Source organism: Vibrio sp. 5S239 (assembly GCF_041439575.1).
Taxonomy (GTDB): Bacteria; Pseudomonadota; Gammaproteobacteria; order Enterobacterales; family Vibrionaceae; genus Vibrio; species Vibrio kanaloae.
In genome coordinates this window covers 41506-56379 of the sequence record NZ_JBGOOM010000012.1, presented here as the reverse complement: position 1 = coordinate 56379, position 14874 = coordinate 41506, and the positions used below count along the sequence as shown (strand labels likewise).

General features: G+C 43.7%; 13 protein-coding genes. 4 read left to right on the top strand and 9 right to left on the bottom strand.

The genetic code is table 11. The annotated features are described in order from the left end of the window. Positions 1 to 108 precede the first annotated feature (108 nt). Complete coding sequence (gene dsbB, locus ACED48_RS11510; RefSeq protein WP_017054969.1) at positions 109 to 618, top strand: disulfide bond formation protein DsbB; 510 nt, start codon at positions 109 to 111, stop codon at positions 616 to 618. A 127-nt stretch (positions 619 to 745) separates the two neighbouring features. On the opposite strand, the gene ACED48_RS11505 is transcribed toward dsbB, so the two are convergent. Next, a complete protein-coding gene (locus ACED48_RS11505) occupies positions 746 to 1366 on the bottom strand; it encodes an SEC-C metal-binding domain-containing protein (RefSeq protein ID WP_017054968.1) in 621 nt (206 codons plus the stop codon). Between the two features lie 202 nt (positions 1367 to 1568). Here ACED48_RS11505 and dusC point away from each other — a divergent pair, with 202 nt between their 5' ends. Next, positions 1569 to 2525, top strand: a complete 957-nt coding sequence (gene dusC, locus ACED48_RS11500; protein WP_077680187.1) for a tRNA dihydrouridine(16) synthase DusC — start codon at positions 1569 to 1571, stop codon at positions 2523 to 2525. Positions 2526 to 2567: 42 nt separating this feature from the next. Here dusC and ACED48_RS11495 read toward each other — a convergent pair whose 3' ends face one another. The 3 genes from ACED48_RS11495 to yfbV all read right to left on the bottom strand — a co-directional run bounded on the left by ACED48_RS11495 (position 2568) and on the right by yfbV (position 5983). Then, entirely contained in the window at positions 2568 to 4040 is a 1473-nt protein-coding gene (locus tag ACED48_RS11495; protein ID WP_029626767.1) for a sensor domain-containing diguanylate cyclase, read from the bottom strand. Between the two features lie 256 nt (positions 4041 to 4296). Further along, the gene (locus ACED48_RS11490) at positions 4297 to 5262 is read right to left on the bottom strand and encodes an ABC transporter substrate-binding protein (protein WP_017054965.1); all 966 of its coding nucleotides are present in this window, start codon (positions 5260 to 5262) and stop codon (positions 4297 to 4299) included. 268 nt (positions 5263 to 5530) lie between these two features. After that, positions 5531 to 5983, bottom strand: a complete 453-nt coding sequence (gene yfbV / locus ACED48_RS11485; protein ID WP_017054964.1) for a terminus macrodomain insulation protein YfbV — start codon at positions 5981 to 5983, stop codon at positions 5531 to 5533. A gap of 342 nt (positions 5984 to 6325) precedes the next feature. Between yfbV and ACED48_RS11480 the strand changes: the two genes are divergently transcribed. Both ACED48_RS11480 and pta read left to right on the top strand, forming a co-directional pair. Further along, on the top strand, positions 6326 to 7522 hold the full coding sequence (locus ACED48_RS11480; protein ID WP_017054963.1) for an acetate kinase: 1197 nt from the start codon (positions 6326 to 6328) through the stop codon (positions 7520 to 7522). Between the two features lie 146 nt (positions 7523 to 7668). Further along, complete coding sequence (pta, locus tag ACED48_RS11475) at positions 7669 to 9834, top strand: phosphate acetyltransferase (RefSeq protein WP_017054962.1); 2166 nt, start codon at positions 7669 to 7671, stop codon at positions 9832 to 9834. Positions 9835 to 9915: 81 nt separating this feature from the next. Here pta and ACED48_RS11470 read toward each other — a convergent pair whose 3' ends face one another. The 5 genes from ACED48_RS11470 to oppB all read right to left on the bottom strand — a co-directional run bounded on the left by ACED48_RS11470 (position 9916) and on the right by oppB (position 14873). After that, positions 9916 to 10854: a glutathione S-transferase family protein gene (locus tag ACED48_RS11470; RefSeq protein WP_017054961.1), complete on the bottom strand. Its 939-nt coding sequence runs from the start codon at positions 10852 to 10854 to the stop codon at positions 9916 to 9918. Between the two features lie 183 nt (positions 10855 to 11037). After that, the gene (oppF, locus tag ACED48_RS11465; protein ID WP_017054960.1) at positions 11038 to 12024 is read right to left on the bottom strand and encodes a murein tripeptide/oligopeptide ABC transporter ATP binding protein OppF; all 987 of its coding nucleotides are present in this window, start codon (positions 12022 to 12024) and stop codon (positions 11038 to 11040) included. Next, the gene (locus ACED48_RS11460) at positions 12021 to 12992 is read right to left on the bottom strand and encodes an ABC transporter ATP-binding protein (protein WP_017054959.1); all 972 of its coding nucleotides are present in this window, start codon (positions 12990 to 12992) and stop codon (positions 12021 to 12023) included. Before ACED48_RS11460 ends, oppF begins: the two co-directional genes overlap by 4 nt. A 42-nt stretch (positions 12993 to 13034) precedes the next feature. Continuing rightward, positions 13035 to 13937: an oligopeptide ABC transporter permease OppC gene (gene oppC / locus ACED48_RS11455; RefSeq protein WP_017054958.1), complete on the bottom strand. Its 903-nt coding sequence runs from the start codon at positions 13935 to 13937 to the stop codon at positions 13035 to 13037. Positions 13938 to 13952: 15 nt separating this feature from the next. Then, positions 13953 to 14873, bottom strand: a complete 921-nt coding sequence (gene oppB, locus ACED48_RS11450; RefSeq protein ID WP_017054957.1) for an oligopeptide ABC transporter permease OppB — start codon at positions 14871 to 14873, stop codon at positions 13953 to 13955. Position 14874 lies beyond the last annotated feature (1 nt).

Sequence of the window (14874 nt, the reverse complement as noted above, 5' to 3'; positions counted from 1 at the left end):
CTAATCAAAAATATTCGTTGATTAGGAAACTTATCCAAGATAAAAAGCTCTGAGTATTCAGAGCTTTTTTATTTTATAGACAGGGTTAAATTCGTGAACTTTTTTATAATGCTCAAAGACTTCTCTAAGGGACGTTTATCTTGGCTTTTATTGCTGGCTTTTATTGTATTTTTTGAGGCGTGCGCTCTTTTTTTCCAGCATGTGATGATGCTTGGCCCTTGCGTGATGTGTATCTATGAACGCGTTGCTATGCTCGCAATTGGTGTTGCAGCCCTCATTGGTGCAATTGCTCCGAACAATCCAATATCGCGCTGGTTGGGCCTAGCGGGTTGGGGATTTGGCGCATACAAAGGTTTGACACTGGCTTTAGAACACGTTGACTATCAGTTTAATCCGTCTCCTTTCGCAACCTGTGACTTATTCGTGACCTTCCCTAGCTGGGCACCTTTAAACCAATGGGCTCCGTGGATGTTTGAGGCTTACGGAGACTGCAGTAAAGTGGTGTGGCAGTTCTTAGAACTTTCAATGCCACAATGGCTCGTGATTGTCTTTGCGGGTAACTTGGTTGCTTTCGGTTTTGTAGTCATTTCTCAATTTGTTAAATCAAAGAGTGATTAACAATTAGCTCATTCATCATGTTCAGAAACTAAAAAGTCGACCCAAAGGTCGACTTTTTATTACTTAAAATTTTATCACTTAAGAAAATCTGTTACTCACTCAAGCTAAGTTGCTCAATAAGCCGTAATTAGCTGTTTTTACCGCAGCATTGTTTAAATTTCTTGCCGCTTTCACAAGGGCAAAGGTCGTTTCGACCAATATCTTTAAACGGGTTCACGCTCTGGGATTTATTACCCAACATAGCTTCATCCGCTGCCATTGCTACTTCTGAGATCATCAGATCGACTTGACCCACTAAATCGGCAAGCGATGGTGGGTTGGTAAGCCCTGCAGCGATCATTTGTTGTTGAGTTTGCTCTTCATCAATCGCAAGCATCAAGGTTGTTAGGAGCGCTTGTAACATGCGCAGAGTACCATCCACGACTGTTACGCTCTGCCACTGCTCTTCCACTGTTGGCCAAACCATCATGAAACCTTCCGCAAAATCTGCGAACTGCTCATTGAAGTCACCTTCAGTCAAAACGTCAGACAGTAAGTATTCACTACGCTGAATCAGGTTATGCTGGCGGTTAATTTGTTCCGTCACTAATGTTACAAGCTCTTTGCCCGCTTCAGGCGCTACAATAGCAAGCCATTCTTCAGGGTCGAGTGGCTTTGTCGCTAGGTTAGACGCAAGGATTGCACCTTCAATAAACGGCGGCGTAATGTCTGAGATAGATTCAGGTAGGCTTAATAATTGATATGTCATGAAAGCTCTGGATATTGGGGCATTTTCTGTATTATAACGCCATCGCTCCTAAAATGTCGCTATTAACCAATGAAACCGACATCCATCTAACCGGCAAAGATATAGTAGTAGGTACACCACACTCATAGTGACAATCCTGTAAGCACACCGTACAATCACGCCTCTTAAATTTTCGGTACACTCAGTTTCGGTAGCAAACAATATGCGAGTAATACTTGGCCCTATGGAGGGCGTACTAGATCATCTGATGCGCGAAATTCTGACAGAGATCAATGATTATGACCTCTGTGTGACAGAGTTTGTGCGCGTAGTTGATCAACTTCTGCCTCCGCATGTTTTCCACCGTATTTGCCCTGAATTACATCAAGGCTCTCAAACCATGGCAGGTGTGCCTATCCATCTCCAACTTCTTGGACAACACCCAAATTGGATGGCCGAAAATGCCTTCCAAGCTGCAAATTTAGGCGCTAAAGGCATTGATATTAACTTTGGTTGCCCTGCAAAGGCGGTAAACAAAAGTAATGGTGGAGCTTCACTGTTAAAAGAGCCAGAACTCATCTATCAAGTGGTAAAAGCCTGCCGAGAGGCGGTGCCTGCACACATTCCCGTTTCCGCAAAAATTCGATTAGGCTGGGAGCATCCTGAAGAGTGCTTTGAAATTGTCGACGCTATCGAGCTAGCAAAAGCTGACGAACTCACCGTACATGCACGAACCAAAATTGGCGGCTATAAAGCCAGCGAAATCAAATGGGACTACATTAATCAAATAAGAGAGAAAACGTCTCTGCCGTTGATTGCCAATGGGGAAATTTGGAACTATCAAGATGGCCAAGATTGCATTAAAGCAACAGGGGTGGACTCATTGATGGTTTGCCGAGGCGCCTTCAACATTCCGAACCTTGGTAATGTCGTTAAGCACGACCATCAAAAAATGCCGTGGAATAGAGTGATTGAACTTTTATTGCGTTATTCAGAGTTTCAAATTAAAGGGGATAAAGGCATGTACTACCCCAATAGAGTAAAGCAGTGGTTTGTCTACCTGAGTAAAGGTTACCCTGAAGCGAACGAACTATTTAAAGAAATTCGTACTTTCAAGAAAGCGCCTCCCATTGTAGAGCGCCTTCAGCTTTATCAAGAGGAACACAGCCAAACAGTTTGAGTGAGTTCCCCCTTATCTCTTTATAAAGCCTCAATAGCGTGGTTAAAATACGATGCGGTCTTTGCCAGTAGTCTTAGCCACATACAGCTTTTCATCCGCGTATTTGAATATCTCGTCAAAGTTGAGGTTGTTGTGTTCAGCCTCAACAATACAAACCCCACCTGATATCGTGAAACCATCAGGGATAATGTCCGTTGAGTTCGCACTAATTGCATTTTTAACGCGTTGTAATGTTTTTATCATGGCCGCTCGATCATCACCTTCCAGATAAACGACGAATTCTTCCCCACCAAACCTTGCAGCTACATCGCTATTTCGAATACTACTACTAATCTGACGCGACATATAACGAATCACATCATCACCTTTATCATGACCATAGGTATCATTAATCGACTTGAAGTCATCAATATCAAATACTATTAAAGCAAACAATTGGTCATGTTCTACGCTACTCCAAAAAACTTCCAAGCCACGTCGATTCAATAACCCAGTCATAGGATCTTTAGCTGCAAGATCTTTAAAATAGATACGTTCCATATTGGAATTAACGTAGAAAAAAATCGTTACAGAAAACATATACACGATAATAGCCACAATAAGGCTGTCTTTCTCATAAACAAAAAAGTACTCAATCTCTTTCGCAAGGTCAAACTCGTAGTAAATCGCTTGATGAGACGCGACCCCTTCCAATGCTATCTCGTGATAGAAGGTGGCATTATCAGTCGGATTGACTAATGTGATATCAACGATATCAATTCGACCCACTAGATGCTCACTAGAGTTAGCAAGTAGCTTATCAGCATCAATATCCACCGATAACATCCCTTGATGGGCTCCTTTATGAAATACTGGAATTGTCATACTAATAATTCGATCAAGGGAATCAAACCGGTATGCAGGGCCAGATAGTGTTAGATGATCTGGGTTGTTAGCTGTTTTCTGCCAATAAGGGCGACTTTTGATTGTCGACAGTAGTTCTTTGCTTAATCCCTTAGCAATATCTTCAGGTGATGAAATAACGTAACCAAGTGTATCAATAAAGTAAATGCCGTTGTGATACTCATCAAGCTGGGACAAGAATGAAAGAATAGGCGCCAGAGTAATCTTCTTTGAGGCATTTATGTAACTGTCACTATCACTGTTTTCAGAACATAAGGACTCCTCACCAACCAACATGTAGTTGATATCAATAGAGGGAATGTCTGAAGTTTTGCCATCGGCAAGCAGTAACACGTCAATAGGCCAAATACGACAAAGGCCACCAACCACTTGTTTGTTATGGTCGAGGGAAAAAGGATTACCGGATTTATGGTAATTAGAAAAGCTATAATCTAAGGCGATGACGATTTTAGCCGTCCGTTTAAACGCCTCTTCGATACGGTGAAATTCGCTGTCGATTTCCTTTTCTACAGCGTCAAAATGGTTCTTAACTATTAAACTAAGCAGCATTAAGGCGATCACGACGGGAAATCCGAAGACAAAGTGAAGGCTAAAGCGCCTGTTTATTTTCATATAATTTGCTCTTAGCGTTTAGCTACTTTCATTTATACCATTAATATTATTACACTAATCCACAGCCCTCTCGATATAAAATAATGTAAATTGATATTAACGGCAGGCTTAACGGTGAAGTGACTATTCGCAAACTAATAAAAAAGAACGCTGTTTGATATTAAGATGATTAAGTTTGAATCATTAAAAACTAATTCAAGCTCTGTTAACAAAGTAACAGATAGATAGTCCGTCAATTGAGACCTACTAAAGAGGTTTATCGGCTAATGACGGCACGCTCAAGCACAGACTGAGGCACGATCACGCCAAGTGCACGAGCAGCGTCTAGGTTAACCACCAGCTGTGAACTCTGCGCAGTTTTGACACTCAACTTTCCAGGTTTTTGCCCATTCAGAATCGCAACTACATAGTCAGCGGTTTTCACTCCAACGTCATAATAATCTAGACCTAAACCTGCAATAGCTCCCTGTCCAACATAAGAAGTGGCCCCTGCAACCACTGGCGTCCCTGCTTGATTCGCTGCTTCTATAAGTTCTTCCATACCGCTTGCAACAGTATTGTCGGTCAACGCGTAGATAACATCAGACTTCCTAGCGACAGATTTTGCTTTTGCTTCTACGTCTTCAACACTCAATGCTTTTTCGATGAGGAGAGTGAAACCAAAATCTCGCGCAGCCTTTCTCAATAGCCCGATTAAAGCAACCGCATTTGCCTCTGCCGGATTGTAAACAACACCGATTGAACTTGCCTGAGGAAAAAGTTCTCTAATTAACGATACATGTTGGGTGATCGGTGATAAGTCAGAAAGGCCAGTGACATTTCGACCCGGTTTTTCCAACTGTTTTACAAGTCTTGCCCCGATTGGATCTGTAACCGCTGTAAACACAATAGGAATGGATCGTGTTGCCGATACCAGAGCCTGAGAGGTAGGTGTCGAGATGCCGACTAATACATGAGGGTTTTCACTGACGAACTTTCTAGCTATTTTCGCAGCTTGCGCTGGATTACCATCAGCTAGCTCATAGGAAAACTCTAAGTTTTTACCAGATTCAAAACCTTTAGCTCGTAGCCCTTCAATCAATCCTAAACGTGTCGCGTTTAAATCAGGATGGTCTACCACTTGCGATACTGACACTTTGACTATGTTTGCCATCACGTTTCCTGTCCATAGCAGCAGAAAACCACTCAAAGCAGCCGTTAATACTTTTCTTACCGAAACCATCAATACTTCCTTCATCAAGATCTCGTTGTTATTGTTCGATCTAAGAGAATAATACCACACCCGCTATTGATACAATTACCAACAACAATTAATAACTTGAAGTGATATCTAACAGAAACACAACAAAGTTCTAATTATGTGAGAAAGATTGGTCGAGATGAGTCAGCAAATAACAAACTAAGTGGGCACAAGTAGATGCACAAAATCTGAGAACAAACCATCAACGATGTGTAGCCGTTCTCAGACGATAAGGATCGATGAGGTATTGTTAGAACCAGCGTTCCATTGACGATTTATCTAACTGGCGGAATGCACGGTTCAAAATGATCGCCAATTCTTTATAGCGAGGGCGTGGCTTCATTGGCTCTAAAGCAAAACCCGTTTCAGTGATCTTCTCGTGCAGTTCGCGATACCACGATACTAACGCTGGCGGGAGTTGAGTGTTTGAGCGATTGCCTAACCACCACATACCTTGAAGCGGTAAACTAATAGCAAACAAAGCCATAACTACGGCTTGCGGTATCGCTTGGTTATTATTAAAGACCATTTGCGTCAAAACGCTGATAGCAGCTATCGCGGGCATCACTTTTACACCAAAGCGCGTGGCTTTAATGATGCGTTGCTCTGGGAAAATAGCGTTTAACTCTTTTCGGACAGGCCAAAGATCCATGTATTTTTGGCCATCTTTTAAACTGCTCGTTAAACCAACTCTATTGCTCATATGAGCCTCCCACTAAAAAAAAGTTGAAACCATCAACTAAAAACACAAGAATTTGACGAAAAATAATATTATTTCAAATTTTTTTGTTATATTTGCACAATATCGCTATTATTTGCAGACCTCAATCTCATTGTTGCCCTTATTTACAATTTAAGCAACTTTGAGAAGACTTCTGCAAGGAATGCTCAAGCCTCTTTTTTGAAAAAGTGCGCTTTCACTTTATACGGAAATTAACGTTTTTTTGACCAAGGTTAGTACGCAAGCCCACATGCTTCGTCTATTCTTGAGATTAATTTTCATCCTTAACTGATTTCGATCAGAAAAATTAACAGGTAGTCATTAATGTCTAAGCTAGTTTTAGTTTTAAACTGTGGTAGTTCTTCTCTTAAATTCGCTGTGGTTGATGCAGAAACAGGTGCGGAGCACCTCACTGGTCTTGCTGAGTGTCTAGGTCTTCCAGAAGCTCGTATGAAGTGGAAACTTGATGGCAAGCACGAAGCACAACTAGGCGCGGGCGCAGCTCACGTAGAAGCACTATCTTTCATGGTAGAAACTATTCTTGCTTCTAAGCCAGAGCTTAAAGCTAACCTTGGCGCTATCGGTCACCGTATCGTACACGGTGGCGAGCAGTTCACTTCTTCGGCACTTATCACTGATGAAGTACTTAAGGGTATTCAAGACGCTGCGACTTTCGCACCTCTTCACAACCCAGCTCACCTTATCGGTATCGAAGCGGCTCAACAGAACTTCCCTGGTCTACAAAACGTTGCTGTATTTGACACTGCGTTCCACCAAACAATGCCTTCTGAGTCTTACCTATACGCTCTACCGTACAACCTGTACAAAGAGCACGGCATCCGTCGTTACGGCATGCACGGTACTTCTCACCTATTCATCACTCGTGAAGTTGCAGGCCTACTAAACAAGCCAGTTGAAGAAGTTAACATCATCAACTGTCACCTAGGTAACGGCGCTTCTGTATGTGCTATCAAGAACGGTCAATCTGTAGATACGTCTATGGGTCTTACTCCTCTTGAAGGCCTTGTAATGGGTACTCGTTGTGGTGACCTAGATCCTGCGATCATCTTCCACCTACACGACGCTCTTGGTTACTCTGTTGAAGAAATCAACAACATGCTGACTAAAGAGTCTGGTCTTGCTGGTCTGACTGAAGTGACTTCTGACTGTCGTTTCGTTGAAGACAACTACGGTGAGAAAGAAGAAGCAACTCGTGCAATGGACGTGTTCTGTCACCGTTTAGCTAAATACGTTGCTGGTTACACTGCAACCCTAGAAGGTCGTCTTGACGCAATCACTTTCACTGGCGGCATCGGCGAGAACTCTGGCCCAATCCGTGAAATGGTGCTTAACCGCCTAGGCATCTTCGGCATCGAAGTTGACAGCGAAGCTAACCTTAAAGCTCGTTTCGGCGGCGAAGGTACTATCACTACAGCCAACAGCCGCATCCCTGCAATGGTTATCTCAACTAACGAAGAGCTAGTCATTGCTGAAGACACTGCGGAACTAGCAGGTCTTTAATTGATTTTTCTGACTAGTTTCACTTGAAGCTAGTCAGCTTTTCATACTAAGAAAATGGGGCTCAACTTCTATTCCTACCCCAATTTAAATATCGGTGGGGATAGCCGTTGAGCTTTTTTATTTCCAATAGTCAAAGGTGTTCGTCAATGTCACGTACTATTATGCTTATCCCTACAAGCGCTGGTGTTGGTCTTACTAGTGTTAGCATGGGTGTTCTTCGCGCTATGGAGCGCAAGGGCGTAAGTGTTTCTTTCTACAAGCCAATTGCTCAACCTCGTAGCGGTGGTGATCAACCCGATCTAACGTCTACTATTATCAGCGTAAACAGCGACATTAAGATTGGTGAGCCTATCGCGATGACTAAAGCTGAAGCTTTGATCGGTAGCGAAAAAATGGACGAACTTCTTGAGTCTGTTGTTGAACAATACAACAAGATCAACAAAGACGCAGAAGTTACGCTTATTGAAGGCCTAGTTCCAACTCGTAAGCACCCATTTGCAAACCAAGTAAACGCAGAAATCGCGAAGACACTTGGCGCGGAGATCGTATTCGTTGCAACTCCTGGTACTGACAACCCTACGCAACTTAAAGAGCGTATCGAAGTAGCATGTTCTAACTTCGGCGGTACTAAGAACAAGAGTATTAAAGGTGTAATCATCAACAAGCTTAACGCTCCTGTTGATGAAGCTGGCCGTACTCGTCCTGACCTTTCTGAAATCTTCGATGATGCAGATAGCGCTCAACAAGCGAATCTTGAAGTCATGCAAATCTTCAACTCTAGCCCTATCCGTGTTCTTGGCTGCGTGCCATGGAGCATCGACCTAATCGCAACTCGTGCGGTTGATATGGCTAAGCACCTTAACGCTGAAATCGTTAATGAAGGTGAGATATCTAAACGTCGTATTAAGAGCATCACTTTCTGTGCTCGTTCTCTACCGCACATGATCGAACACTTTAAGCCAGGTTCACTGCTAGTAACTTCTGCAGACCGTCCTGACGTTATCGTTGCTGCGGCACTTGCTGCGAAAAACGGTGTTGAAATTGGTGCAATTTTGCTGACTGGCGGTTACGACATCCCAGAAAGCATTGCTAAACTTTGTGCACCAGCATTTGCTTCAGGCTTACCGATCTTCAAAGCTCAAGGTAACACTTGGCAGACGTCTCTAAACCTACAAAGCTTCAACCTAGAAGTTCCTGCGGACGATAAAGAGCGTATCGAGTTCGTTAACGATCACGTTGCTAGCCACATTGATGGCCCTTGGATTGATTCTCTATCTGAAGGAACTCAAGGCATTCGTCGTCTAAGCCCACCAGCATTCCGTTACCAGCTAACTGAATTCGCTCGTAAAGCGGCTAAGCGTATCGTTCTTCCTGAAGGTGATGAGCCACGTACGGTAAAAGCTGCGGCTATCTGTGCTGAGCGCGGTATCGCAACATGTGTGCTTCTAGGTAACCCTGAAGAAATCCGTCGCGTTGCTGCACAGCAAGGCGTTGAGCTTGGCGCAGGCGTTGAGATCATTGATTCTGCATCAGTTCGCGAAAACTACGTTGCTCGTCTAGTAGAACTTCGTGGCGCTAAAGGAATGACTGAAGTTGTCGCTCGCGAAAAGCTAAACGATTCAGTATTCCTAGGCACTATGATGCTCGAAGCGGGTGAAGTTGACGGTCTAGTTTCTGGTGCTGTTCACACAACGGCGAACACTATTGTTCCTCCGTTCCAGATCATCAAGACGGCTCCTGATGCTTCTATCGTATCTTCAATCTTCTTCATGCTTCTGCCTGATCAAGTGCTTGTATACGGTGACTGTGCGATCAACCCAGATCCAACAGCGGAACAACTTGCTGAAATCGCTATCCAATCTGCAGATTCTGCTGCGGCATTCGGTATCGACCCACGCGTTGCTATGATCTCTTACTCTACTGGTGAATCTGGTAAAGGTGCAGATGTAGATAAAGTACGTGAGGCAACCAAACTTGCTCAAGAGAAACGTCCTGATCTAGTGATTGACGGCCCTCTACAGTACGATGCCGCTATCATGGAAAACGTTGCTGCTTCTAAAGCGCCTAACTCTCCAGTTGCAGGTAAAGCGACAGTATTCGTATTCCCAGACCTAAACACGGGTAACACGACTTACAAAGCGGTACAGCGTTCAGCAGACCTAGTGTCTATCGGTCCAATGCTTCAAGGTATGCGCAAGCCAGTAAATGACTTGTCTCGTGGCGCTCTAGTAGACGACATCGTTTACACCGTAGCTCTAACGGCTATCCAAGCAGACCAAGCAGCTCAAGCTGAAGAAAAAGTAATTAACTAATTTTTCTTTTGTAGAAAGCAAAAACCCTAGATTCTCATCTAGGGTTTTTTTATGTCTAATGCTTAAGGTTATTTGATGCTTCTAACCTCGTCCATGGGCCGATTCTAAATCAAGTGCAGGCCCTTTCGGCACAACTTGGGTTGGGTTAATACCTGTGTGGCTGTAATAATAGTGACGTTTGATGTGGTAAAAATCAGTTGTTTCTTTAATACCTTCGACCTGAAACAGCTCTTTCAGGTAGCCCTGAATATTAGCGTAATCCGCTATTCGCTGCTTGTTACACTTGAAGTGACCCACATACACTGCGTCGAATCGAACCAAAGTCGTAAACAACCGCCAATCCGCTTCTGTAATCTTATTACCCGCCAGATAACGGTGTTCGCTAAGATGAGCATCAACTTTATCTAACGCTTCAAATAAGGCGTCATACGCTTCTTCATAGGCTTCTTGTGTTGTCGCAAAGCCGGTACGATAAACGCCGTTATTAATGTTCGGATAGATATAATCGTTCCACTCATCAATCTTACTCGTCAATTCCCACGGGTAGTAATCATCGGTGTTACCTGTTAACTCGTTAAATTCTGAGTTAAACATTCGGATGATTTCAGACGACTCGTTACTCACGATAGTGTTGGTTTTCTTATCCCATAAAACAGGTACTGTTACTCTTCCTGAATAGTCCGGTTTGGCTTGGGTGTAGATTTGGTGCATACGAGTGTGGCCGAAAAGAGGTTCCGGTAACCCCATTTGCCAACCTTCGCTCATCATGTCTGGGCAGACTACCGTCACATCAATATGATCGGTTAGGCCTTTCAGCTCACGGAAGATCAGCGTGCGATGCGCCCAAGGACAAGCCAATGATACGTATAAGTGATAACGGCCGCTTTCCGGTTGAAACTGTGCGTCCGGCTTATTCTCTACCCAGTGACGAAAGCCTGCGTCTTCACGAACGAACTTACCGCCGTTTTCTTTGGTGTCGTACCACACATCGTGCCAAACACCTTCAACTAACTTGCCCATATCTAAACCTCTGCCTTGCAAATCTTTTCTCTAGTATAAAAAAGGCCCATTTTTTCAAAACTAGAATAAGTTGGCTTAGTTGTTCGAATTATTTGAAGGAGGTTTGTTTAGGTACAAAAAAAGCGCAACTCATAAACAAGTTGCGCTTAAGCCTGTCACAGGCTGAACCGATATCAATAGATTCTAGACTTGTACATGCAAGCAAGAGACTGCGTGTACGTCATTACCTTGAATGGTTGGTTTGGTTTGTGCGCAGATCTCGGTTGCTTGTGGGCAGCGAGTACGGAACACACAACCCGATGGCGGGTTGATTGGCGAGGGTAAATCACCTTCCAACATCTGGATAGTTTTGCTGCGCTCTAAGCGAGGATCTGGAATCGGAACTGCAGACATCAGGGCTTTGGTGTATGGGTGCTTGGGGTCAGCGAATAAAGCATCCGATTCACCCAGCTCTACCGCGTTACCTAAGTACATCACCAATACACGGTCAGAGATGTGTTTAACCACTGACAAATCATGCGCGATGAATACCAAAGACAAACCTAACTCTTTCTGTAGTTCCATAAGAAGATTTACGACTTGAGCTTGGATAGACACATCAAGTGCTGAAACAGGCTCATCACAGATGATCATCTTAGGTTTCAAGATAAGCGCACGTGCAATACCAATACGCTGACACTGACCACCAGAGAATTCATGTGGGTAACGGTTGATTACGTTTGGAAGTAGACCAACCTTTGCCATCATCTCTTTAACTCTGTCCTTCACTTCCTGTTTAGAAAGCTCTGGATAGAAAGTTTGTAGAGGCTCGGCAATGATGTCGCCTACTGACATACGTGGGTTAAGCGACGCTAGCGGATCTTGGAAGATCATCTGAATTTCTTTACGAGTCTCACGACGCTTCACTTCTTGCATCTTAGTTAAGTCTTGACCTAACCACATTACTTGACCGTCAGTTGCTTCAACCAAGCCGATAATAGCGCGTGCAAACGTTGATTTCCCACAACCTGACTCACCTACTACGCCCAGCGTTTCGCCTTCGTAAAGATGAACATCCACACCATCAACCGCTTTTAGATTTGATGGTTTCGCCCATGGCCAAGCTGACTTAGCCGCGATGCTAAAGTGAACTTTAAGGTCTTTAATATCTAATAGTAATTCTTTACTCATTTTGTCCAAGTCTCCCAATCAGAAAAACAAGCACGCTGACGATCTTTTGCAAATGGCTGCAAAATTGGTGCTTCTTGCTTACAACGGTCCATTACACGGTGACAACGATCCTGATAAGGACAACCTGTAGGCAGACGAAGTAAGTTAGGAGGGTTACCTGGAATCGTCGGTAGAATTTCACCTTCGGTATCCAAACGAGGAATCGCTTTCAGTAAGCCTTCGGCGTATGGGTGGCTTGGCTCGTAGAAAATTTCATCAACCGTACCGTATTCCATAGTACGACCAGCGTACATCACAAGTACTTTTTCACATGATCCCGCAACCACCCCCAAATCATGGGTAATCATGATAATTGCCGTATTAAACTCATCTTTCAATTCGTTCAGCAATTCCATGATTTGCGCCTGAATAGTTACATCCAAAGCGGTTGTCGGTTCATCCGCGATAAGCAGTTTTGGACGACACAATAGCGCCATTGCAATCATCACACGCTGACGCATACCGCCAGAAAACTCATGCGGATACATAGTAATACGCTTGCGAGCTTCAGGGATTTTCACCGCTTCAAGCATGCGTACTGATTCTTCAAACGCTTCTGCTTTACCCATGCCTTTATGTAGCATAAGTACTTCCATCAACTGATCACTTACTTTCATGTAAGGATTCAGTGATGTCATTGGATCTTGAAAGATCATTGCGATCTGTTCGGCGCGAACCTTGTTAAGTTCTTTCTCTGGCAAATTGAGAATTTCATTGCCTTCAAACTTCGCACTTCCTGAAATAATGCCGTTCTTCGCCAGCAGTCCCATCAGTGCAAATACCGTTTGAGATTTACCTGAACCTGACTCACCCACGATACCCAGAGTTTCGCCTTGGTTGAGTGAGAAATTCAGATCATTTACTGCGGTGACGATACCATCTTGCGTGGTAAATTCTACGCGCAGATCTTTGACATCTAATAAGCTCATTATTGCTTCCTTAATCTTTTATAGCTTTTGATTGCTATTTCGTTATCTGTCTTTTGGATCAAGCGCGTCGCGCAGACCATCACCTACGTAGTTAAAGCAGAACAGCGTAACTACCATGAATGCCGCAGGGAATGCCAGTTGCCAAATTGCAACTTCCATTGTTTGCGAACCTTCTTGTAACAGCGCGCCCCAACTTGTCATAGGCTCTTGAACACCAAGACCAAGGAAAGATAAGAATGATTCTGTAAGGATCATGCTTGGAATCAGTAGCGTTGAGTAAACCGCAACAATACCCAATACGTTCGGTACGATATGACGTGTAATGATTTTCCATTTGCTGACACCACATACGTGAGCAGCTTCAATGAACTCTTTACTGCGTAAACTCAACGTTTGACCACGTACAATTCGTGCCATATCGAGCCAAGCAATCGCACCGATAGCAACAAAGATGAGTACGATATTACGGCCAAAGAACGTTACCAATACGATCACGAGGAACATGAATGGCACCGCGTATAAGATCTCTAGGATACGCATCATCACTCGGTCAGTACGACCACCAATGAAGCCTGAAGCAGCACCGTAAAGCGTACCAATCAGGACTGCTACGAATGCGCCCATCACACCCACCATAAGAGAGATACGGCCACCAATCATCGTACGAACATATAGGTCACGACCTAAACTGTCAGTACCAAACCAGTGATCAGCATTTGGACCTACGTGCATTGCGTACCAGTCAGTGTCATCGTAAGCATGCTGCGCAAGCATCGGTAAGAAGATTACCGATAGCACCATAATCGTTAGAATGAACAGACTGATCATTGCGGCTTTGTTTCGCATAAAACGAATACGTGCATCCTGCCACAAGCTACGACCTTCAATTTCCAAACTCTCAGAGAAGTTTTCGATCGCTTCTAAATTTTCTTTTTTATTCAACATAACCATGCGTCCCTGCTAGTAGCGAATTTTCGGGTCAATAAGCGCTAGTAAAATATCAACAATTGCGTTGAACAAGATAAATAGGAAACCAATCAGAATGGTTACACCCATTACTAACGAATAATCACGGTTAAACGCAGCGTTAACAAACAGCTTACCAATGCCCGGTAGGCCAAAGATGGTTTCAACAACAACTGAACCTGTAATGATACCGACAAACGCTGGTCCCATGTATGACACAACTGGTAGCATTGCTGGCTTAAGTGCATGTTTAAGAACAATATAACGGTAGCTTAGACCTTTAGCTCGAGCAGTACGGATAAAGTTACTATTTAAGGTTTCGATCATGCTCCCGCGAGTGATACGAGCAAAGGTTGCTACATATAGAAGAGACATCGCAATAACCGGTAGAACGAGGTATTTAGCCGACCCATCGAGCCAACCACCGGCAGGAAAAAGGTTTAAGTGTAAAGAAAACACATAGATAAGAGCTGGAGCCAATACAAACGAAGGCATTACAACACCGAGCATGGCGGTCGACATTATGGTGTAATCAACCCAGGTGTTGTGCTTCAGCGCGGCTATCGTCCCTATGGTAACCCCCATTAATAACGTAAAGATAAAAGCAACAAGGCCTACCTTTGCCGATACAGGAAGTGCTACCGAGATTAACTCGTTAACAGAGTAATCTAAATATTTGAACGAAGGGCCAAAATCACCTTGTAGAATATTGGTCAAGTACGTGGTGTACTGCTCAAATACAGGTTTATCTAAGCCATATTTTGCTTCGATGTTCGCCATAACCTCTGGCGGTAATGGACGTTCGCTTGAAAACGGATTGCCCGGAGCAAAACGCATAAGAAAAAAAGAGATAGTGATCAACACCAACATGGTTGGAATCGCTTCAAATATCCTTTTCATAATGAATTTAAACATA

Bases quoted from the DNA above. Each gene is read 5' to 3' on its own strand.
- ACED48_RS11490 (WP_017054965.1), bottom strand. From the start codon at position 5,262: ATGGTTTCGGTAAGAAAAGTATTAACGGCTGCTTTGAGTGGTTTTCTG.
- dsbB (WP_017054969.1), top strand. From the start codon at position 109: ATGCTCAAAGACTTCTCTAAGGGACGTTTATCTTGGCTTTTATTGCTG.
- ACED48_RS11470 (WP_017054961.1), bottom strand. From the start codon at position 10,854: ATGGGCAAGTTAGTTGAAGGTGTTTGGCACGATGTGTGGTACGACACC.
- oppC (WP_017054958.1), bottom strand. From the start codon at position 13,937: ATGTTGAATAAAAAAGAAAATTTAGAAGCGATCGAAAACTTCTCTGAG.
- ACED48_RS11505 (WP_017054968.1), bottom strand. From the start codon at position 1,366: ATGACATATCAATTATTAAGCCTACCTGAATCTATCTCAGACATTACG.
- ACED48_RS11495 (WP_029626767.1), bottom strand. From the start codon at position 4,040: ATGAAAATAAACAGGCGCTTTAGCCTTCACTTTGTCTTCGGATTTCCC.
- oppB (WP_017054957.1), bottom strand. From the start codon at position 14,873: ATGTTTAAATTCATTATGAAAAGGATATTTGAAGCGATTCCAACCATG.
- ACED48_RS11480 (WP_017054963.1), top strand. From the start codon at position 6,326: ATGTCTAAGCTAGTTTTAGTTTTAAACTGTGGTAGTTCTTCTCTTAAA.
- yfbV (WP_017054964.1), bottom strand. From the start codon at position 5,983: ATGAGCAATAGAGTTGGTTTAACGAGCAGTTTAAAAGATGGCCAAAAA.
- dusC (WP_077680187.1), top strand. From the start codon at position 1,569: ATGCGAGTAATACTTGGCCCTATGGAGGGCGTACTAGATCATCTGATG.
- pta (WP_017054962.1), top strand. From the start codon at position 7,669: ATGTCACGTACTATTATGCTTATCCCTACAAGCGCTGGTGTTGGTCTT.
- oppF (WP_017054960.1), bottom strand. From the start codon at position 12,024: ATGAGTAAAGAATTACTATTAGATATTAAAGACCTTAAAGTTCACTTT.
- ACED48_RS11460 (WP_017054959.1), bottom strand. From the start codon at position 12,992: ATGAGCTTATTAGATGTCAAAGATCTGCGCGTAGAATTTACCACGCAA.